General features: G+C 24.6%; 22 protein-coding genes and 1 pseudogene. 4 read left to right on the top strand and 19 right to left on the bottom strand.

What is annotated here, in order from left to right:
* Nucleotides 1-60: 60 nt before the first annotated feature.
* The 3 genes from BN346_RS06920 to BN346_RS06910 all read right to left on the bottom strand — a co-directional run bounded on the left by BN346_RS06920 (nucleotide 61) and on the right by BN346_RS06910 (nucleotide 5,081).
* Nucleotides 61-3,141, bottom strand: coding sequence for a GNAT family N-acetyltransferase (locus tag BN346_RS06920; RefSeq protein WP_040327403.1), 3,081 nt, complete (start codon nucleotides 3,139-3,141; stop codon nucleotides 61-63).
* Between the two features lie 546 nt (nucleotides 3,142-3,687).
* Nucleotides 3,688-4,593: a PhzF family isomerase gene (locus BN346_RS06915; protein WP_040327402.1), complete on the bottom strand. Its 906-nt coding sequence runs from the start codon at nucleotides 4,591-4,593 to the stop codon at nucleotides 3,688-3,690.
* A gap of 32 nt (nucleotides 4,594-4,625) precedes the next feature.
* Nucleotides 4,626-5,081: a hypothetical protein gene (locus BN346_RS06910; protein ID WP_040327401.1), complete on the bottom strand. Its 456-nt coding sequence runs from the start codon at nucleotides 5,079-5,081 to the stop codon at nucleotides 4,626-4,628.
* A gap of 384 nt (nucleotides 5,082-5,465) precedes the next feature.
* Here BN346_RS06910 and BN346_RS06905 point away from each other — a divergent pair, with 384 nt between their 5' ends.
* Both BN346_RS06905 and BN346_RS06900 read left to right on the top strand, forming a co-directional pair.
* Nucleotides 5,466-5,744, top strand: a complete 279-nt coding sequence (locus tag BN346_RS06905) for a CD3324 family protein (RefSeq protein WP_040327400.1) — start codon at nucleotides 5,466-5,468, stop codon at nucleotides 5,742-5,744.
* 237 nt (nucleotides 5,745-5,981) lie between these two features.
* Nucleotides 5,982-6,638: a FusB/FusC family EF-G-binding protein gene (locus BN346_RS06900; RefSeq protein ID WP_040327399.1), complete on the top strand. Its 657-nt coding sequence runs from the start codon at nucleotides 5,982-5,984 to the stop codon at nucleotides 6,636-6,638.
* Nucleotides 6,639-6,726: 88 nt separating this feature from the next.
* On the opposite strand, the gene BN346_RS06895 is transcribed toward BN346_RS06900, so the two are convergent.
* Nucleotides 6,727-7,149: a hypothetical protein gene (locus BN346_RS06895; protein ID WP_040327398.1), complete on the bottom strand. Its 423-nt coding sequence runs from the start codon at nucleotides 7,147-7,149 to the stop codon at nucleotides 6,727-6,729.
* 303 nt (nucleotides 7,150-7,452) lie between these two features.
* Between BN346_RS06895 and BN346_RS06890 the strand changes: the two genes are divergently transcribed.
* Nucleotides 7,453-8,841 (top strand): DUF4317 domain-containing protein, encoded by a 1,389-nt coding sequence (locus BN346_RS06890; RefSeq protein WP_040327397.1) that lies wholly within the window; start codon nucleotides 7,453-7,455, stop codon nucleotides 8,839-8,841.
* Between the two features lie 349 nt (nucleotides 8,842-9,190).
* Here the strand turns inward: BN346_RS06890 and BN346_RS21910 are convergent, their stop codons facing one another.
* From BN346_RS21910 to BN346_RS06820, 14 genes and pseudogenes are all read right to left on the bottom strand, one after another.
* Nucleotides 9,191-10,570, bottom strand: coding sequence for a hypothetical protein (locus tag BN346_RS21910; protein WP_040327396.1), 1,380 nt, complete (start codon nucleotides 10,568-10,570; stop codon nucleotides 9,191-9,193).
* A gap of 73 nt (nucleotides 10,571-10,643) precedes the next feature.
* Nucleotides 10,644-11,204 carry a GNAT family N-acetyltransferase gene (locus BN346_RS06880; protein WP_040327395.1) on the bottom strand — a complete coding sequence of 187 codons (561 nt, stop codon included), beginning with the start codon at nucleotides 11,202-11,204 and terminating at the stop codon, nucleotides 10,644-10,646.
* A gap of 69 nt (nucleotides 11,205-11,273) precedes the next feature.
* Complete coding sequence (locus BN346_RS06875) at nucleotides 11,274-11,792, bottom strand: GNAT family N-acetyltransferase (protein ID WP_040327394.1); 519 nt, start codon at nucleotides 11,790-11,792, stop codon at nucleotides 11,274-11,276.
* A gap of 76 nt (nucleotides 11,793-11,868) precedes the next feature.
* Nucleotides 11,869-12,639 (bottom strand): methyltransferase domain-containing protein, encoded by a 771-nt coding sequence (locus tag BN346_RS06870; RefSeq protein WP_051540141.1) that lies wholly within the window; start codon nucleotides 12,637-12,639, stop codon nucleotides 11,869-11,871.
* Between the two features lie 83 nt (nucleotides 12,640-12,722).
* Nucleotides 12,723-13,100, bottom strand: coding sequence for an SdpI family protein (locus BN346_RS06865; RefSeq protein WP_040327393.1), 378 nt, complete (start codon nucleotides 13,098-13,100; stop codon nucleotides 12,723-12,725).
* Nucleotides 13,101-13,428: 328 nt separating this feature from the next.
* Nucleotides 13,429-13,794, bottom strand: coding sequence for a hypothetical protein (locus BN346_RS06860; protein ID WP_040327392.1), 366 nt, complete (start codon nucleotides 13,792-13,794; stop codon nucleotides 13,429-13,431).
* A gap of 179 nt (nucleotides 13,795-13,973) precedes the next feature.
* Nucleotides 13,974-14,507 carry a DUF7010 family protein gene (locus BN346_RS06855; protein WP_040327391.1) on the bottom strand — a complete coding sequence of 178 codons (534 nt, stop codon included), beginning with the start codon at nucleotides 14,505-14,507 and terminating at the stop codon, nucleotides 13,974-13,976.
* 267 nt (nucleotides 14,508-14,774) lie between these two features.
* A pseudogene (locus tag BN346_RS06850) lies at nucleotides 14,775-15,616 on the bottom strand (GNAT family N-acetyltransferase).
* A 257-nt stretch (nucleotides 15,617-15,873) separates the two neighbouring features.
* Nucleotides 15,874-16,587: an SAM-dependent methyltransferase gene (locus BN346_RS06845; RefSeq protein WP_040327389.1), complete on the bottom strand. Its 714-nt coding sequence runs from the start codon at nucleotides 16,585-16,587 to the stop codon at nucleotides 15,874-15,876.
* 202 nt (nucleotides 16,588-16,789) lie between these two features.
* On the bottom strand, nucleotides 16,790-17,539 hold the full coding sequence (locus BN346_RS06840) for a GNAT family N-acetyltransferase (RefSeq protein WP_040327388.1): 750 nt from the start codon (nucleotides 17,537-17,539) through the stop codon (nucleotides 16,790-16,792).
* A 37-nt stretch (nucleotides 17,540-17,576) separates the two neighbouring features.
* On the bottom strand, nucleotides 17,577-18,038 hold the full coding sequence (locus BN346_RS06835) for a C40 family peptidase (protein ID WP_051540139.1): 462 nt from the start codon (nucleotides 18,036-18,038) through the stop codon (nucleotides 17,577-17,579).
* 154 nt (nucleotides 18,039-18,192) lie between these two features.
* The gene (locus BN346_RS20470; protein ID WP_051540137.1) at nucleotides 18,193-18,891 is read right to left on the bottom strand and encodes a GNAT family N-acetyltransferase; all 699 of its coding nucleotides are present in this window, start codon (nucleotides 18,889-18,891) and stop codon (nucleotides 18,193-18,195) included.
* Nucleotides 18,892-18,915: 24 nt separating this feature from the next.
* Complete coding sequence (locus BN346_RS06825; protein ID WP_040327387.1) at nucleotides 18,916-19,449, bottom strand: GNAT family N-acetyltransferase; 534 nt, start codon at nucleotides 19,447-19,449, stop codon at nucleotides 18,916-18,918.
* Nucleotides 19,450-19,540: 91 nt separating this feature from the next.
* Nucleotides 19,541-20,020 (bottom strand): hypothetical protein, encoded by a 480-nt coding sequence (locus tag BN346_RS06820; protein WP_040327386.1) that lies wholly within the window; start codon nucleotides 20,018-20,020, stop codon nucleotides 19,541-19,543.
* A 690-nt stretch (nucleotides 20,021-20,710) separates the two neighbouring features.
* Here BN346_RS06820 and BN346_RS06815 point away from each other — a divergent pair.
* A complete protein-coding gene (locus BN346_RS06815) occupies nucleotides 20,711-21,196 on the top strand; it encodes a GNAT family N-acetyltransferase (protein WP_040327385.1) in 486 nt (161 codons plus the stop codon).
* Between the two features lie 65 nt (nucleotides 21,197-21,261).
* Here BN346_RS06815 and BN346_RS06810 read toward each other — a convergent pair whose 3' ends face one another.
* A complete protein-coding gene (locus BN346_RS06810) occupies nucleotides 21,262-22,314 on the bottom strand; it encodes a helix-turn-helix domain-containing protein (protein WP_040327384.1) in 1,053 nt (350 codons plus the stop codon).
* Nucleotides 22,315-22,421: the final 107 nt, after the last annotated feature.

Raw genomic sequence — 22,421 nt, 5'->3', positions numbered from 1 at the left:
TCCTCCATTTTTTAAAATTACATATTTTATTTTAAATTTAACTTTACAAATATAAATCTTTTATTCAAATTTTATATTTTGTAAATCTTTAAGATATTTATCTTCTATATGATTTTTAGTAAAAATATAAAAGACATTTGGAAGTATTTTATTTTCATGAGGTAAGAGTTTAATATCTTTATAATGCATACATGTAAGCTCGCTATTACATAAATATATATACTTTTCATACTCATCTGTATCCGAATATACTTGTATTTTATAGTTCAAATCATCACTTCCACATAAAAAAGATGATTTAGGATAAATTTCATAATCTCGTGTACCAGGCCTGTATTTATTAATATATCCTCCATGATTTTTTACACTTACCCAACTTTTTTCTAGTTCATTACCTATTTTTAAAAATGAAACATTGGTAAATTTATTAATATTCCTATAAATATCTTCATTATTAATGATTTGAGTAAAGTTTAAAACAATTGGAACACCTGGCAACATTAAAAAATATTGATTTAAATAGATTTCCTTAAAAGATTCAATATTTTTTATGTGGATACTTGTCTTTATTCCACTCCATCTATTTCCTAAAGTATCTAATTTCTCTATAAATTCTATATTTATATCTTCATTTAATAACATTTTGCCATTTTCAATCATATTCTCGGGGATATTAAGTATCCCACCTATCCATGGATTATACCAACTTTTCATTTCTATATTTGGAAAATCTGTATCTAACCATTCTTTACCTTCAAATTCCATTGAAAATATTCCAGGTGAAAACATATTAGAAGCTTTTATTTTTATAACTCCATTATCAATTGAATAGACCTTAATTCCATTAATTTCACTTATATCATGCTTAAATGGTATATTTTTAATATAAAATATAGCTTTTTTACCCTCAAAACTAAATGTTTTAAAATTAGCTTTTATAGATAAAATATCATTGTCAATGAAGTTATCTGCATGAAGCGGAATAGTCATTCTCTGTGTCTTATTTTCAATTTGTACATGAGTTTCATTAAAAGAATTATTTGAAGATTGTATTGTAACTTCTCCCTCATGTAAAATTTCTTTATTTTCTATAATTTTAATATTAAAATTTTCCTTTACAAAAGGATTATAATCATTAATATTTAATTCAAAATCATCTAATACAAATGTGTTTTTTATATGATTACATTTAAGTGCAAATTTTTTAACTTCTTCCCATGTTTTAAAGGTTGAAAAAGCTAAGTATAGAGGCTTAGTAGTTTTAATTTCATTTCCTTTTAATATTCCTAAATCATATTCAATATTCATATGCCACCCATCAAAAGTACATTTAGAATTTTGTGGCCAAATTAAACTTTCTTCTAAGCTTGAAAATATCCAGTTTTCACTAAATTTTTCACTATTATAATAACTAGGATAGTCATCTCTAACTTCATTAGATTTAATAATTTTATTGTCATAGGGAATTATTGCACCTTCTATTCTGTAGTGAAAACTTTTTTCTATACTTATATTTTTTGTAGGTTCATTTGATTTATTTTGAACTTTATAGTAATGCTCAATTAATCCATTTTTATAAAGTTTAAATATAGTTTTTACTATAACATCTTTGTGTACTGTTGAAATATAATCGCCAATAAGAATCATTTTAGAATCCTTGTTATAAAGCTTAACATTTTCAATTGAAGTATTGCTAAATTCATCTGAATAAGGCATTCCTATTCTAGGATATAAAATATAAGAATTCATTTTTTTATTACCAACAAATATATGAACTTTATTAGAACTTTTATCCATAATCAATTTGTAAATATCATTTACAATAACATATTTATCATCTAATTCTCCACCAAATGAATTATCATATCCTTGAAATACTTCACCAATATATTTCTTAAATTTAATACATTCTCCATTTTCTAATGTTGCTTTAATATTAAGTTCTTCATGATATAAACATGGATTTCTCATTATGACTTCTATAGGAATTTGTCTTTTCTCATTTGCTACCATTTCAATTTTGAAATTATTTTGTGAAAATTCTAAATCATCTGCTTGAGGCAGTACAAATTCAAATACAGAATTTTCATTTGTACAATTTTCAATATCAATATATAGATTAAATTTTTCGTCATTACATCTTAATACATTATCATAAAACAAAGAAACCTTTGCTGGAAATTGTGGTGATATACCTAAACTAAATACTGCTTTTTTCCCATTAATTAATACATCGGCTGTAAGTTTTGGATAAATGTTAAAGTTATTAAATTCCTTTTGAATTTCTTCTACATAAAAATCACCTTGAATAATTTCTTTTTTAAAAACATCTATTTTTTCATGAAATGAAAATTTAATATTTTTATTATTTTTTCCTATTACTTCTACTGTTAATGCCTTTCCAGACTTATTTATAATTTCATAAGCTACATTATAAGTTCTATTAAAAATTAAATTTTGTTTAGGTGCTGATAATGTTATTTTATAATCTTCAGTTTCAATAAGTCTAAGGCCTCTGCCTTTTCTTTCAAAATCCATTCTTAATTTCTGATTATTTTTCTCCCAACAATATTCATATATTTCAAAACCATCAATAAACCCTCCATCAGGTTCCATGTCAATGGTTCTTTTCATATCATCATACCAGTTTGCTGTTTTAAAAAATTCATTGACTGCTTCAGTTTGCATTACTGTAGGAATAAAATTCATAAGATGAATCTCATCTTCTCTATTTTCAAAAAAATATCCACATTTTTTATAAAGTGGCATGGCTTTTGTATTACTTGCCCAAGTATTTATATCAATACGTGGATATTTAAGTTCTATAGTTCTTTCTATAGCTTTTTTTACTAATGCTTTACCAATACCCATTCCATGACAATCGTATCGAGCATTTAATAATTTAATATGCAAAGTATCTTCGTCTTCTAAAGATTTTGTAAATGAACAATATCCAACAACTTCATTATTTAATATAGCAAGATAAGTATTTATATTAGCTGAATTTTTATGTTCAGCAATAATGCTTTCCTCAGTTTTATTTCCATTTTCACCATTCCATCCTTCAGTACTTCTTCTCCACATATCTGCAATAGATTTTGCATAGGATTCATTATATTCTACAATTTTAAGCCCTTTCATAATATCACCTCTTATCAATAGATAATTTTACTTAAAAGTAAATCACTATAGGGTTCCAAGTTTAAATTTTAAATAATACATTTATCAAATGATAATTCTAAAGTTGAAAGTTATTCATGTTTTTATATTTGGAACCAATTAAGAACTAAGAAGTAAGAGTGAAAAGTTATGGTAGATATTACTCACTTTGTTCCTAATATCTAAAAATAAAAACACATAAAAACTAGTTTTTATATTATATTTAAATCATTTGCTTAGCAAATTATCATAAAATTTGATTTTAAAAAACTGATACTTCAGTTTTATCCTTCATTGTTAATTGGTAATCGGTAATTGTTAATTTTGTATAGCATTTTCTCAACTGAAGCATGAATAACTTAAATTCTCCTTGGATTCCTATATATACATTAATTTTATTATTTTAAGATACTTTTTTATATTGCCAATATATTTCGGTATTAAATTTAAACAAAAAATATACAGAGTATATAACTAACTCTGTATATTTTAAAATAATTTATAACATTAAATGAATTCATTTGAATTTTATAACACTAATTCAGATTTAAATACTATTACAGCATTTCCTGAAACTTTAACTTCACTAGGTTCATTATCTTTTATTGTCACTTCAATTTCAATAATACCTGTTCTATTTATAGCTTCTCCTTGTTTAGCTTTAAATTTGAATATAGACTTATTATGCTTAACAAGATTATAATGCACAAGATAAGCACCTAATGGTCCATTGGCATTTCCAGTAACAGGATCTTCATTAATTCCTATTGCAGGTGCAAACATTCTACCATGTATTAAAATATCATTTTCTTCAGAATCCATTGTGAAAATATAGTACCCATTACAATTAATAATTTCACTTAGTTTAGAAAGTTTGTTGTAATCTGGCTTTAAATTGTTTAAAATTTCAATACTTTTTATTCCAATCATAACTTTAGAATGCCCTGTTGAAACAATTTGAATTTTACATTTTTCATTCAAGTCAGTATCTTTTATATTAAGAGCTTCTAAAAGTTTTATTTTATTTTCACCTTCAATAATATTTCCAAATTCAATTTTACCTTGAGTCATAACAATTTTATAATCATTGTTTTCATTTATAATATCTACAGGTAAAATTCCAGCACCTGTCTTTTGGTAAATTCTCGATGTACTTAAATTGTTTTCAATGGCACGAGCATAGTGCGCAGCAATAGTAGCATGACCACATATAGGCACTTCATTTTTAGGAGTAAAAAAACGTACATGAACATCATACTCATTACTATTGGAAGAAAAAATAAAAGCTGTTTCAGAATTATTAAGCTCCCTTGCAATATTTTTCATTTCATCATCTTTAAGTCCATCTGCATTTATTATTACTCCCGCTGGATTACCCATAAATTTTTTTTTAGTAAATGAATCAATTTGATATACTGTATATTTCCTTTCCATAAAATCACCTCAATAAAATACTTTTATTAATTCTATTTTTTCACTCTCATATCACTTTTAAGTTTTATCATTTCATAATTACATTCTTCTTTTATTTGCTCAGCTTTATAACGTAATGATAACCATTCAATAACTTCTCTAAATTGTTTTAACGTTATAACATCCGCTTGTAATAGCTTCATAGCTGTATCTTTTATATATTTTACATCTCTACTAGTAATTTCAGATGAATTTCTTTTTAAAATATCTAGGATATCTAAAGTTCCATCTTTCTTAAAATCCTTATCTGTTATTTTTATTTTTAACAAACTTTCCAATTTAGATATTGCTTCCAATGCCTCTTTAGTAAGTTCTTTTTTAGAACATATTTTATTTTTTAAGTCTTGGGCATTTTTTAAATTAATTCTAAAATCTATTTTAGAATTAATTTGATTAAATTTGTTTCTTTTTGAGTTTGAAATTTCTTTATTTATAATATTAATTTTCACAACACATTCATCTCCTAAAAATCATAAGTTTTAAATTTAAATCTTGCATTTTTATTATCGAATTATTATTTACCTTATTAATATATATTTTACAATATTTTCTTTAATATTAAAAATATAGTACTATATTTTTAAAAGTTTACCTTTAAATTAGTTATGCTATAATAAATCTATATTAGGAGGTGTTTTTTATGAAGGTATTAAGTAATACATTCAGCTATAAATCAGTTTGCTCCTTGCAAGGAACACAAAAAAATCAGCTATGATTTGTTTGGAGCCTAAGCTGTTAAATTAGCTGAACATGCATATATTTTAGGTTCTGTAACACATAGCATTTTAATGTTCTTTGCTTTAATACTAAGATATAAGTAGAGGAGTAAGGAAATGAAATATGTAAAAGCACAAGATGTGTTACCAGAAGAAATTGTTAAAATAATACAAGAACATGTAGATGGAAAATATCTTTATGTACCTAGAAAACATGAAAATCATAAATCCTGGGGAGAAAATAACGGTACTAAAAGTATGCTTAAAGTTAGAAATATTGAGATTTATAAAAAATATCTTAATGGTGCAACTATTAAGACGTTAACAAAAGAGTATTATTTATCTGAAAAAAGCATACGTAGAATAATATATGAAGAAAGAAATAGATGCTCATAATCATTACAGTATTATTTATTAGATTGAATACCTGTTTTAAAACATGATATTATTTCATTGTCACATTACAATGAAAGTTTTCAAGCAAAGTTTTCAATTTTAAAATATTAGTTGGACTTAATAATTATGATTATGGACTATATTTAAAATTAAAATAAATGCTGTTACTTTTAAAATTAGTAATAGCATTTATTTTTTATGTTTTACAAATATATTAGAAATGAGGTATTAATATTTATGAATGCTTTTATAAAAAAACATCAATATAATTATATAAAAAAATGCTTATTTGACTTAAATAATGCTTTTATAAATTGTGAAGATACAAATATCATTAATGCGACGAAAGGATATTTGCAAGAAAAAATATTTAATATTTTTAAGGAGTTATCTACTGAACAAAAAGAAGTCCTTGATATTAATGGAATAACTGAGCCTATGTACATTAATATATACATAAACAGTTTAGACAAATATGTATATGGGATGCCACCTGTTACAAAAGCACAAATTAATAAATTATTTAAAAAAGAAAAAAAATTACAATTACCAAATGAAGAGTTACAAAATTCAAAAAATGTATATTTAGGATGGATTGATAACTCTATTAGAAAATTACTTATAGTTTATAATATGAATGGTAAGCTTATAGGTATGGCCTGTAGGCTTCCAAATTCTAAACCCAATACACCTTATGTTTGTGCACTTTGTAATCACATAGGGATTGAAAATGAAGTGGCATTTGTTTCACCTGTATGTAAAGGTTCTAAAAATATAGAAGGTAATTATAGATCTATAGGCTTTCATGTGTGTTTAGACAGTGCTAAATGTAATGAGCGAATTATATCTACAGAAAAACTTGAAAAACTTTTAAAAGATGTTAACAACCTATAATTTAAATAACCATCATAATGATTTAAAATAAAAGCCTCCATTAATTTCTCATAGTATTAATGGAGGCTTTTCTAGTTTTTTAAATAATTTATTTTATGTTTTCAAATTGATTCAAAATAACTTCTAAAGCTTTTTCATAATTCTTTTCCTCATTGTCATCTTCTTCATTCAATCTATATTCTACTATCATTTTTAATCTATTTAATCTATTTATTTTTGAGTTTTCAGAAAGATTTTCAAATTCATCTGGAATTTCACCCTTTGAAAGACTCTCAATGATCATTTCATCCTTTTTATTAGCTAAATCACTTTGAAGCATTTTTAAAACATGAAGAAGATTCTCTTCTATCTTTGGGTTAGCATCATCCTTTAAACTATCTATTTTTTCAGATATATACCCTATCATTTTCTTTTTTTCAGTATTAGTAGTGTTTTTAGGAAGCTCCATCTTAGCTCCTCTAGTAATTCCTTTTATATAAGTAAGTGTTTCTTCGTTTATTGTTGTTTTCATAATTTTCTCCTAAACATTATAAATTTCTTAATATAGCTTATCATAAATATAGAAAAATAATATCATTTTTTAAAATATTTTTCTAGAAAACTTTCCAATTTAATTTTGTTTTCTTATATTTACTAAAATTTTTTCATTAGTATTGTTGTAATCATTGAAAATAGTTATAATATAACCTTTAATTAAAATGAAAAAAACATTATAATTATTAGTAAATATGTTACTTATATAGGAATCCATAGTTGAAAGTTTAAGAATAGTTAACTTGGAACCCTATAAATACTACATTAAGGGGTTTTTTATATGAGAAAAAAAGATATACTTGAATTAAAAAAGAGATTTAAAAAAGACCATTGTACATTCACTAAAATGTGTGGTTGTTATGTTAATAGTGAAAAACATGTTATTTTAAAATTTAGAGAAACCTTTTTAAATTTGGATGATGATGAATACTTTAAATACTTAGAAATTGCTAAGAAAGTACTTTCCGGAACCATTGGAAATAATATTCTTGAACTTAACTTTCCACTTAACGAGGAACTTACGAACGAAAGACAGCTTTCTCTTATGCAATTGAAAAAAAGCCAACTAAAAGATGATACTATTCTTGATGGATTTTATGATTTAATTATAGATAACTTTAATTACACCGGTAATTTTTTGATACTTCTATTCCATGATGCTTATGATGTAATTACTAAAACTTCTGATAATAGAAAAATAGATGAATCGGAAGAAGTTTATGAATATGTTTTATGTGCAATATGCCCAGTTTCACTTTCAGAACCTGGTCTTAGATATTCTGAAAATGAAAATAAAATAAAAGCTAGAATTAGAGATTGGGTTGTTGATCAACCAATTAATGGTTTTGTATTCCCTGCTTTTATTGACCGTAGTTCTGATGTTAATTCTATTATGTATTATACTAAAAATGCAAAAGACACTCATCCTGAATTAATGGAAAATGCTTTGGGATGCTCTTCAAAACAAACAACTACTGTTCAAAAAGAAGCTTTTCAATTAATAATTAAAGATTCCTTTAGTGCTGATGAGAAGAAAGCAGATAAGATTTTTATGGAAGTGCAGGAAAATTTAAATGCTATGGTAGATGAATATAATTCTATATATGAGGACACAGATTGTGAACCTATAACATTAACAAAAAAGGATATACAAAACCTATTGTTGGATAGTGGTGTTCCAGAGGATATTACAACGGAAATTGAAAAATCTTATGTAGAAAATTTTGGTGATGACCTTCCATTAGCAGAAAATTTAATTGATACAAAAGCACTTAAAGCAAATGCTCAAAGACGAAAAGAAAAACATCTTGAAAAACAAGTAGAACTACTTAAAAATGAACTTGATGAAATAAAAAGCGAAGCATCTTTAGACCCTGAAACCGAAAATACTATATTGCAAAAAACACCTAACGATTCAGATGATATAAATGAAGAATCTAACGAAAGTGAGATTTCATCAATAGATGAACCTGAAAATGTTTCATCAGAAAAAGATAATGATGCAAATTTAAATCATAATAATGAAAGTAATTATGACATTATACTTCAAGTAAAACCTGAAAAAGTTCCTCAAATAAAATCTCAAATAATTGATGGGGAAAAGTGTATAGTTATTCCAATGAAAGAAACTGAACAAGCCACAGTTAATGGATTAGATAATTTACTTTAAAATCTATAAATTAAAATCAATCATAACTATGGGGTTCCAAGTTGGAATCAAAAATAATAGTTTTATCAAATAATGCTAATGATATTACAGTTTATTCTATTATCATATTTGGAACCAATTAACAATTAATAATTAACAGTTAGCAATTAACAATGATGTTGAAATAATTTGCGTTGCAAATCATTATAAAAATTGATTAAAAAAACTGAGATTTCAGTTTTACCCTTCATTATTAATTGTTAATTTTGTACTACACTTTAAACTACTTCTTTGAATAATAGTAATGTTATTCAAAGAAGTAGTAATTATTTAATATTACATAGTTATGATTTCAAATTTCAATATTTTTTTAGTTAGTTTCACAATAATCCCAAGAGGGAAAATTATGACTGTGTTGTTTTGAGTTATTATTAAACATTAAATTGTTGTGTTCTGTTTCTTTATAAGGAATCCTGAATGGAGTTTTATAGTGTATATAATTAAATATACTAATACCATCACAGTTATTATCTTTAAGATTTAATTCATATAGCACATATCCTCTTTGAGATTTTGATCCAAAAGGATAATTTACAGCACCAGTGATTTTTTCTGTTTCTCTTTTGCCACCAAACCAATCTTCTTCTATATTAGTTTCATTTTTTAATCTTGGTATAGTTGCAAAATAGTTTTCTTCATTTTTTTCATATAATAGCTTTCCACTTACAATTTCTGTTTTCTCCGAACAACTAATAGTAAAACCATCATGCCAATAGGCCTTTCCATCTAGCCATTGAAAATATTCAAGTGCATACATTGTATTATTTTTCAACTCAATATAAATGTGTGTTGATTTTAAATTCATTCTACCAGGTTTTGTAATATTGTTATATACACCCCACTTATTCTTAACACTCTTTTCTTTACTATCAAACATTAAAATTTCATCAGATACATCTATTTTTACAGCATTTTTTAGCAAATTAACTTCCTCATCTGACATATCTTTAATAATATAATCTGGAAATTTCATATTTATAAGTTTATATCTTATCTCTTCAGCATTTTTTAAAGCAACTTTTTTACTTTCTAATTTAATATGATTAAATGATAAGTTACAAATAATAACTATAAGAAAGCAGAATAGTACATATACAAAAATATATTTATTTGCATTAATATTTGCAGATTTATTTAATTTTTCAATATTACTTAAATCATCTTTTAGTTTATAAAGTGAGTGTAAATTATAAAAACAGAAAAAAAGTATTGGGATAACTACAAAAAAACTACTACCAATTCCTGTTGTAGCACAAATTAAAATAATGATTTCTAAAATAATCATATATAAAATTGGATTTTTACGTTGAATTACATTGGCATTTTTAAAAATATTTTTTAATCCATTTTGAAATATAATAAGAAAGCTTATGTTAAAAACAATTAAAATAATAGTCATTATGATGCTTCTTTGAAATTTAATATTTAATGGTGTACTTATAAATATTAGTTTTAACATATGAATTATTATATTTATTATAGAAAAAATCCATGCAATGTTAAGCGCTTCATTTTCCTTACGTAAATTATAGAATCCAATATATAATAAAATAGCACCTACTGTTGTTAATATATATTGCAGATTTAAAAAATTAAAAGTTATTAAAGTAAACATAAAACCCCATGTAATATTACTTATAGGATTATGCCAAGGGTTTATAGATTTATTATTTAAATTGTCATTTTCCATTTATACCCTCTTTCATTATATTAATATATCTATACAAGTTACTTTATACATCTATCAGATATGTTATACTTTTCTAACTAAAATTATTTTTAATATACATACTTTTAGTTAACCCATAAAGATAACTATCTTGAAAACCCATATTACAATAATAGTAGTCTTTTGCATGACCTTCTAATATCATACCTGCCTTTTCTAACACCCTGCCTGAAGCTTTATTATTTACAGAATGAGAAGCCTCAATTCTATTTATGCCTATTTCAATAAACATATATTTTAAAACTGCTTTTACAGCTTCTGTTGCATATCCATTAGACCAAAAGTTTTTTTCAATGCAATACCCCATAACTGCTTTTTGATCAAAATCATCAACATTTACAATACTAATGGAACCTATCAACCTTTTATTTAATTCTATGCCCCATTGGTATGTATAATCAGATTTATAATCATCAAATACTTCAATAATATATCCACGAGTAAAATCGCTATTTTTATGGACATTCCAACGTTCATATTTGCATACTTCTGGATCGCTCATCCATTTATAAACCATTTCAGCATCTTCCGGAAATATTTTCCTTAATATTAATCTCTCCGTCTTTAACATTTTAGTGCCTTTATGATTTAACATAATCTTACCTCCATATTTTAAATTAAAATAATTATAAGGTTTAATTATAAAACTTCTTTTTAACTATATTTAATTTAAATCAAGTCTATAAGTATAATTCTCATATATAATGTCCGTTCCATTCTTTTTAAAAGTACTCTCTTTTTCAATGTAGAATTTAAGTTTTCTTAATAATGCATTAGATGCTGCATTTTCTTTTGCTACATCAGCTGTAATTTTTCTTCCACCGTTAATATAGCAAAATTTAATTAGTCCATTTATCATTTCTGTACCATAACCTTGCTTCCAATATTTTTTATGAACACTATATCCTAAATCCCAATGTTTATTATCTTCACTTGGAACTGTGCTACATGCTCCAATATACTCTCCTGTTTCTTTTGAAATTGCAATAAAATAGTAGCAACCATCATAAATTTCTATATCCTCTTTCCACTTTAAATAAGTGTCACCAGCTTTATCTCTTGGTGGATCTGAAAGATATTTGCCCATCTCATCATCTAACCACATATCTAAGCAAAATGTTGTATCTTCTTTCTTAGTACTTTTCATAATTAATCTATCTGTTTGAAATTCTTCTATAATCATATAATCTATACCCTCTTTTCCTAATTATTAATATTTTGTTATAAACACTAATTTTATTATCAATAAATTTCTTTATTTATAGCTTTCTTGCTAAATACAAATCTATTGTGTCATATATATTTATTTTGCCACCAACTTCATCAATTGAAGATTTCATATCTCTTTCAAAATTATTCTTTAAATCTATTTGTAATGCACGATGATCTGAATATGTATTTAGTAATTCTATATACTCATCAGATGTAAGCGTTCTTTTTCTATGATATAACTTACATACAACATCTTTAAATCCAAATTTATTTAGCTTGTCAACATATATTTCACAATCTTTTTTTGAAAATTCTTCTATCTTTTTATTAGTAGGTCTATATTTATCATAAATTTTTCTATTTACAATATTACTAATGTCATCTTCTCTATTCGGAAATGGATGGTTCCAAAATAGTGCTATAGTACCGTTCATTTTTAAAATATTCTGTATTTTTGTAAATGCTTCCTCTTCTGGAAGCCAATGAAATGCAGTTGCTGAATATATAAAATCAAGAGATTCACTATCAAATGGATACTTCATAAAATCATCATTAATAACATTAAAATTACTATAATTGCTAAATTTATCCTTTACATGCTCTGCAAGATTATTTCCTAATTCAATTGAAGTAACATTGCACCCAGATTGCAAAATAGGCATAGTTGCCTTTCCAGTGCCAATTCCGATTTCTAAAGCCTTATGTTTAAAATTGATATTTGAATAATTAATTATATCTAAAAACATTTCTTTTGGATAACTGGGCCTGGCTTTATCATAATTATATACGTCCTCATTAAACTTTAATCTCATATCCATAGTCACTTACTCTCCTTACAATGTCTAACATACTCGCTTAAATTTTAATTCTCATCCTATTTAATATACTATTATTGTAAATTTTATCTTAATTTACCATTATTATCAAATTTCTTTTTTAATGCTCGTTCCACAATGAAAATTGAACCTATAAGAACAATGCATTGAACTATGCAAACTATTCCACTAGTAATTCCTACAACATTTATAGCTTTACCTATTACAACTAACATTGCTATAATGGAAAACACTAATGTTATCCATCCACATTTAATCCATAACTTTCCGCAGTAATGATGTGCGAACTCCCAAGTATCTTTATTCTTTTTTGACATAGATGTTCTATATCCAAAAATATCATTAATTTCTTTTGGTGCATTTTTGCTAGAGTATTTTCCAAATCCCAACATAGTAAATGGAATTAATAAATTCATAATCATCATAAATATCCAAAATCCCATATTTAATTCCTCCAATTTATATCTCATGTATTTTTAAAACAAAATATACTGTTATTATATTTTATGAACAATATATTTTGTAAATACTATAAAATATACTTATAAATAATATTTTTAGGAAAATCTTTTAAATTACATGTATTCTTAACTTGTACATTAGTTAGAAGAGTCTTTTAATTAAATTATAGTATTCTTTATTACATAAAAGAGTTTAATATAAAACAAAATACTACAAATTCATTTCTGAGTTTTGCAGCACTTTAATGTAGTGTTTCATCAACTTTTAATTTGAATGCCTAGAACTTTAGTTATACTTAAAAGTTTTAAATTAATCTCTTGCACTAATTTCATTCATTATTAATGATTTTGAAATATACATTGCATCTATTATCTTCTTAAAACGCTTATAATAAGATGTACCCTCCTCAAATTTTAACTGTGCTTTTTCACATTTACTTATAATTGAAGATACTGGTGGTAGCGCTTTTACTAATTCTTCTTTTGTATATTTTTCTATAGTATTTTCATTTGCTATTACTGCTCTTGAAATATACATAGCCTTTATCCTATTTCTAAGAAGTGTATGTTGAGATGTGCCTTCTGCAAACTTGGGTTGCATTTTTTCACACTTACTTATAGTTGAGGATACAACTTTTAGTGCTTCTATCAATTCTTCTTTTGTATATTTATCCATATTATTTCACCTCAAATTTTAGTTTATATAAATTGTATTATAATACAATTGCCTTTAGCTGAAAATATAAGATTTTAAAGCATTTATCTTTTTCTTGCTAAATACAAAAGTATATCACTCTGCTTCGTGAGTTCTTCTAATGCTTTTTAATTTTTCTATATTCTATTACTTCTAATATTCTATTTTTCTAGTTTTTTATTTTCAATAATAAGACTTACAGAAAAAAACATTTGAAATAATATCATCATAATAGCAAGAATAAATGGCTGAAATTTAAGTCCAATTAATAATGAACATATAGGAATTATAATGGATAAAACAAAATATACTTTTGATTTATATAACCAACTATAAGGCATTAGATGTGCTCCAAAAATTATAGCTATAACCATCAACATTTTATCTGGTACTGTCGGATATACCCACATAGCAATAAGCAAGTACAACATTTGATTTACTGAAAACAATATACCTAATTTAGTCAAAGGATTTTTCTTGTTTTGAAAATCTATTTTAATAACTTTTGAAATACCATATGAAATTGGTAATAATGGAGCTGTACAACAAAATGTAAATAAATTCTTAGTTAAAATATTTATTGAAGATAAGTGTATACATAAAATAGCTACCCATATAATAATTGAAGCTATAATAATATGAAGTCCCCTTTTTTGTTTTAATGCACAATCCAACCTTAATTCATCTAAACTCATTTTAATCCTCCATAAATTTATATTATTTGATTTGCTATCTTTTTTAATAATTCTGTTCGTCCATTATATTCTGAAATATTTAACATAGCTAATGTAGATATATTACATATTTCACCTACATCTATTTAAACATTTCATCAGGTTATACATTTAAAATCTACCCTATCCCTATTGTAGATTTAATTATCATAATTTTTTACATTTAAATTCTGTAATTTGATAACTAATATTCATACCATATTACAATAAATATTCATTATTTAAGATTTATTTATGTTCTTGTAAAAAAGGAAAATAATAAGATTTACATTTTTTATATAACTTAAATCCACACTTTTCTGCAATTTTCTGAGAACTTATATTTTCTTCGTCAGTGCTCCAACATGGTGTAATATTATTTAGAATGCAACAATCTATAAATGCTCTAGATACAGATGTTGCAAAACCTTTTCTTTCATTTTCTTCTCCATAAGTTCTAATAACAATATCATGAAATTCTCCACTTACATATCCACTAAAGCAATTGCTAATAATTTTATTTTCTTTTAAAACGCAAAACCAATACCTTTGTCTAAAAAGTTATCAACTGAAATCCAAAAATCACCTAAAATATCATTTACAATTAAATTTTCCAAGTCATTATTAATAATATCCTTATCAATTCTTTTAATTATATATCCTTCTGGTAAATCATTTTCATAATTTTTATATTTATTTTTATCAAAAACATAGTAATAGCGATATTCTTTGTATGGATTTCTATAATTAAAAATAGCATTTAGATTTCTTGTCCACTTATTTTCATCTTGACAAATAGTAATTCCAAAATGAGTGCCACTACAAATTGCTAAACTATCTGGTCCAAGTACATTTGTAATAAAAGTATCTAAAGAACTATTAAAGTCTTCATTATCTGTATCGCCAATAATATAATACATACATCCTATTGCCCAAATAATTGCAACTCTAGGTTTATCTAAATTATCAACATATATTATTCCACGATTATTTTTATCAATAATTGAATTTATAGTAACATTTATATCTTCTTGCCCCTTAATCAAAGATCTTATTTTATGATATTCATTTTTACTAAGTTCACAAATCATTTTATTTATCAAGCTCCTACACTTTTATTTTTGACATTAAATGAAGTTATAAAAAAATAGACTAGAATTTAATTACATAGCTCTTAATTTAGTTCACTTATAGACGTTTACTCTTGGAAATAAAATGGCAAATTTATTAGAGTTTCTTTGAAATTTTTATGAATAACGTTTTAAATAATTACTGATTCCTTTACTAACACTATCCTCATTTAATATTTGAATAATTTCATTTTTCAGCTTGAACCCCTATAATATACTTATCTCTTATTTCCTATAATGCAAATCAAATTCATATATTCACCATTATCTGCTTTAATCATAGCCCTATCTTCAAGTGCAAATTTATTATCTGTATTTAACCAAGCTTGCCATGCATCATCAAAGCAATCCATTTCTTGAATTTTTTTAATTTCAAAACTAGTTGATTTTAATAATAAATTTTTCCACCAATCGCAAGAATTCCATGTTGCAAGTGCCTCTTCTTCCCAGTAAGATTTCATTTTATCTGGAATACGATTATGTATTTCAGACTTCATGCCAGGAATACCAATAGCAATTAATGCATCTTTTTTCAATAATTTTGATAAGTATTTATCAAAATATGTTTCATTACTTCCAAAATAATGATATGCATCTACACTTATGACAGCATCAAAATACTCATCTGCAAAAGGCAATTCCGTTGCATCTGCATGTATTGGTATAATTTGATTTTCTAAACCCATACTTTTAAATCGTTTATAGTTTTCACTTGCTGAAATCCATAAATCTACTGCAAATACTTGCACTCCATATTCTTTTGCTAAAAATATTGATGTTAATCCCTTACCACAACCTAAATCTAATACTCTCATATTGCTTTTTAAGTTAACATTCTCCAGCAATTTTTCCAATATTATCATTGAATTAGGACCCATCATATTTTCTTTTATAAATTCATTGTTGTATTTTTTACTTTTTAAATATTTCATTTTTTTCCTTTCTCAATAGTAGTCTTACAGTATTAAATGTAACTTATAAATAAAACTTTATTATTAGTATCATTCTATATTCACAAAATTAAATTTATTATCCTGATTTTAAATATGTTTATATCAAAGCTTTTTAAAAAATAATGCTGTAACGCACTACTTTTTCTATTATTTTCATTTAATTAAGTAACTATATTTTTTATTATTTGTATAATGGTTTTAGTAACTCATTGTAAACTGAACTACCATCAAATATATTTTTGTATGTGCTTGTCCAATAAGGAATTAATCCAGCCCTATGTGCTACAGCTTGTGATGCAATATTAGTTGATGAAGCACAGTATATTGGCACAATATTTTTACGTAATATTTTGTTCATTAAATGATTTACAAGAACAGTTGCTAATCCATTAGTTCTATAATTTTTTTTAACATCTATGCCTATTTCCCACATGTTATCATATTCATTTGATGCACCTGCAAGTCCTACAATTTCATTATCTTTCATTGCAAAAAATACAATTGTAGTAGCTATACTTCCATCTTTATCAAATTCTAATGAGTTAGAAAATTCTTTAATATCTTTTAATTTTTCTATATCTTTTCCCTCTAAATAAAAATATTTATATTGTGGCAATAAATCATGAATTTTTAAACTTTTTATATCAGGGATATAATAAATAGATTGTCCATATATTAAAGGACATTCAAATAACTCATCTCTTGATTTTTCAGTTAATAATGGTTTTATATTATTTATTATTTCATTTGAAGCTGAAACAATAACAGCTTTTTCAATACTTGTTATCTCTAAAAATGGATTTTGTTGAAATTCATTTAATTTATTAGGTGTTTGAAAAACTACTCCACTTTCTTCAAAAATTTCTATTTTACAATCTAAATATTTACTAAGATTTTCTTTCACTATTTTTCTTATTTCTTCTTTATTCATTTTTATTCTCCTAACTACTCTCAATATTATCTTTAATTCATATAATAGATTTATTGTCTTCTATAGATTTATACTGATATCCTATCAATACTCTTTCAATAGGCGCCCATCCAATATATTTAGGATTACCTAATATAAAATTTTCATTTAAATTTTCAACATCTAAATAATTATCAATTCTAATTACATCCCATGAGTGTATCACTTCTCCATTTCCAAGTGATAATCCACAATGTCCTAAATTCATTAATTCATCATCAATTAAACATTCACAGTTATAAAATATAAATGCTCCTTTTGGAGGTAATCCTATGTTTTCATATACATTATAAAAATCAGCTGATTCTTTTGCAGAATAGCCTCCAACTATTTCAATATCATTACTTTTTTCAATAGCATCTTGAATAAATCCAAGACATTTTAAAGCATATTCCTTTGATCCTAAATAAGATCTTGACCATTTTATTGCATTATTTATTATGATTTCTTCATTAATCATATTGTCACCTCTAACTTATATTAAAAAATCTTTATTTTAATTTATTATTTTTAAAATATTTTGTAATTGAGTTCTATACTTTTAGTGACATTGCTTTTAGTATTTATTAATTTTTCATACTATATATTGTTGTTTGTAGCAAAGCATTTTATAACTAATATTCTTCTGCAAAATATTCTATAAATGCTGGATAAAATCCAACTGATAAAGCTGATCTCATGGATGCAATATTAGCACTCCATGTTGTATAATATGGTATTTTATCTAATTTCAATATTTCATTTGCTAATTGTTGAATAAGTACTTTTGCTAACCCTTGTCCCTTATACTCCCTAACTGTATCTATACCTATTTGCCATAATGGCTCATTGTAATTGTCTGCACCAGCTACAGCTGCTATTTCACCTTCAATAAATGCTGCAATTGCCATTTCATCTTTTTCATAATTTAATGCATTGTAAAACCCAGGATATTTTATATAAAACTCACTCATATCTTCTTTTATTATTTTCTTAAGTAATATATTTTCTGAACAATTTATATTATCTTTCTTACAATATAGGAATCTCAAATGCTCTCCTGCAAGATGAAAATTATATTCTCTTAATTTACATTCAATACTATAAAGATTTTCTCCATCAAGTATTTCCTCTGCTAAAGTATTTTTAAAATTCTCTTTTGCCCAGTTAATTAAATCTCTTCTTCCTATGAAAAGCATTGACCTTCCAAATGAAATCATATGAAAAATTTCTATATCACTTTCTAGAAATACATTTTTCTCATTTTTAAATACATCACTATCTAGTTTTTTACTTTTAATATAATAATCAATTACTTTATCTTCACTATTCATAATTAAAACTCTCTTTTCCAATTACTATGTTAAATTAGAAATATATCTAGAATATATATTATGCAAGTATTTTCTATTTCTAAATATTTCATAACTTGAACCAATTAAAGCAAAACCAAGCTTTTCTACAAGATGAATGGACCTTTGATTTTCAACATAAATATAAGCATATATCTCTTTTATATTCATATAATTTATAGCAAATGTAATGAGTTCTCTCATTGATTCTTGCATATATCCATTTCCCCAAAATTCTTCTTGTAAGTCATATCCAACTTCAACTTTACAATTTTTCTGATTCCAACAATGATATCCACATGTACCCATCTTTACTCCATCTGATTTTCGTATTATAATCCATCTATGTTGTAATCTAGGCTCAGGTTGTATATAAAAATTAATAAGTTCATCTGCATCTTCTATATTAATTAGTGGCTCTGCATCAAATAGATACCTATTTACCATATCATTTGAAAACTGATTAAATATAAATTCTCTATCATCAGTTGATATATTTTTCAAAATTAATCTCTTAGTTTCTATATTTTTAAATAGCATATGTTATGCTCTCCTCTATGAATAAATTTATAATATAATAATTTTTTCTTAAAAATATTTAAAATTTTCTAAAAATTTAATGTGTATATTCTTATTTATCAAATCCAATTTTATTAATTTTACCTTTTGATGCTTTAAATTGAAGATCTATTTCTGCATCGTTTTTTGCAACTAGTTTTATCCTATGTTCTCCTTTTTTAAATGATAATTTGGTTGAAGTGACATTATCATTAGGTGCTTTGGAACTGCTTTCTATAAGTGTTTCTAGAGTCCCATCAGGCTTTATTAAAACTAATTTAGCACTACCTTTGTTTACTGATAATGCATATGAAATTTCAACTTCTGATTCTTCTTCTGAATTAAATGTCCATATAGTATCCATTCCTTCAAAATTAATTTTTCCTTCATACTCTTGATTATTAATTATTTGATTATTATCATTTAAAGTAAAGGAGTTTGTTTCACTAGATATTTTATTTTCATTTGAATAAATTGAATTCATAATATGTAATTCACATCCACTAAATATAACGGCACATAAAATACAAGAACTTATAATTAGTTTTTTCATATTTATTCCCTTCTTCCTTTTTACTTACATATAATGCAATTTTAACAATATTATAGCACATTATAAAATACTGTCTCAAATTTAATTCTAAAATAAAGTTCTTTTATTTAACATTGTAATTAAATTTACATATTTACAAAAATATGTTTTAATTTAAAATTATCTTTTTTATGTAAATACTTTTATTATTAATTTTAATATGTTTTCTAATTATTGACTTTCTTAAGAATTTCTAAGTTTGCATTTCAATATTTTCAAAAATGATACCGAATTATTTTTAAGCTTTTATAACATTAAATAGTAACCTATACTTTAATTATAGGCATCAATTCATGTTTCAGTTGAGAAAGAGCAATTTAAAGTGTTGTGCAAAAATTAATAATAAAGTCTAAAATTAAGTTTTTTAATCAAATTTTACAATAATTTACATAACAAATTATTGTAAAACAATATAAAAACGTAGTTTTTAAGTATTTCTATTTTAAATATTAAGAATGAAATGAGTAATATCAACCATAATTATTCACTTTTTACTCTTAGTTTTTAATTGGTTTCAACCATGATATCAGAATAAACTATAACATGGCTATTATCATTTGATAAAAACATTACTTTAAATTTGAGATTGGAACCCTATAATATAATAAATTTAATATTTAGTTAATTTTTAAAAATATGGAGGAACTTAAAATGTGTAATTTAGGTGTTACGTTTAGAGAAATGACTGATGAAGAATTCAATAAATTTGAGCAATGGGATATTGAGGACTATTCAAAGGCTTTAATAAAATCTGGATTATCTAGTAAGGAAGATGCTATGGAAGCTGCGAAAAAAAGCTTTAATGATCTTCTTCCACAAGGTAAATACACAAAGGATAGTTATGTTTATATTATTTTAAATAATGATTATGAAAGCGTAGGTTTTATATGGTATGAAAAATTAAATGAAGACATTGCTTTTATTTGTGATTTTTTAATTCTTGAACAATTTCGCAGAAAAGGTTATGGAAAACAAGCTTTACTTCTAGTTGAAAAAGACGCAAAGGAAAAAGGTCTTAATAAAATGTTGCTTAATGTTTTCAAATATAATACAGCTGCTTTTTCCTTATATAAAACTATAAATTATAAAATTCGAAAAGAAACAGATCAATGTATAACTATGATAAAGGATATTTAAAATAGAAAAGTTTAAAAATGTCAGTGCGTAATTTATATCTTCAACACTGACATTTTCCAAAATCTCTATTCTTTATTATATTTATCTATTAAAGCTAAAAATTCTTTATTATTTTTAAGAAAGCTTAATTCATTATCACAACTTTTTATAAGTGTGTTTATAAAACTTGAAAGAAACTGTTTATTTATTCCTTTCTCATCATCTTTTCTCTTTATATGTTTATATAAATTAGATTTTTCTATATCCCATTTATTTTGTATCGCAGGTAACATTTTCTTTAGAACTTCAACACAATTTTCTGCATCTTTTTGCTTACTGTATAGCTCAAAATATGCAACATATGAGTTATACTCCCATAAATCATATAAAGTTGAAGTCTTTTCTATAGTACTTGCAAAATACTTAGCATCTTCATTACGATTTTCTTCTAATGCTATTTCCATCATAAATAGTAAACTTGAAAAAATTTCACTTGTAGCTGAAAGTAGTTTGCCTTCAAAAACTTCACATGCTTTATCATACTCTTGTAATTCCTTATAAAGTCGTCCTTGCAAAGTTTTTTTATCATAATTAAAGCTTGGAAGTTTATCTATATATTCTTGTGCTTTATCATATTGTTTTTTTTCAAAATACTTGTTAATAATCATTGGAATAGCTTGATTTCTTACTTCTAAATCCTCACTATTATAAGCTTTTTCAAATAATTTTTCTATTTCAACTTCATAGATTTCTTTATCTTTTACATCATACATAAACATTGCACCACATAATGTTAGTGCAATATTAAAATTTAGTTTATCACAAGTAGGATATTCGTGAACCTTATCCATTGCTTTTTCAAATCCAACTTCAAAACCTTTATCATTAATTAATAAACTTAAGTCATTAATAATACTTCCTATTTCTTTGTCTGATAAATCTTCTTTAAATGAAAGTAATGTATTTAAATCCACTTTTAATAATCTAGCTAATGGAGGTAATAAAGTAATATCTGGATAGGTACTTCCTTTTTCCCATTTATTAACTGCTGGTGTTGAAACTCCAAGATAATCTGCAACTTGTTCTTGAGTTAACCCTAAAGAATTTCGTCTCTTTTTAATAATTTCATTTATTTTCATAGAAAAATACTCCCTTATTACTATTATTGTCAAAAGCTTTTGATGTTATTATTTTATCAATGAAAATATATAAGTACAATTGAATGATAATTAATTTACGATTAAAA

Source organism: Clostridium ihumii AP5, from assembly GCF_000612845.1.
Classification (GTDB): domain Bacteria; phylum Bacillota; class Clostridia; order Clostridiales; family Clostridiaceae; genus Clostridium_J; species Clostridium_J ihumii.
This window is presented reverse-complemented; position numbering and strand designations above follow the sequence as displayed.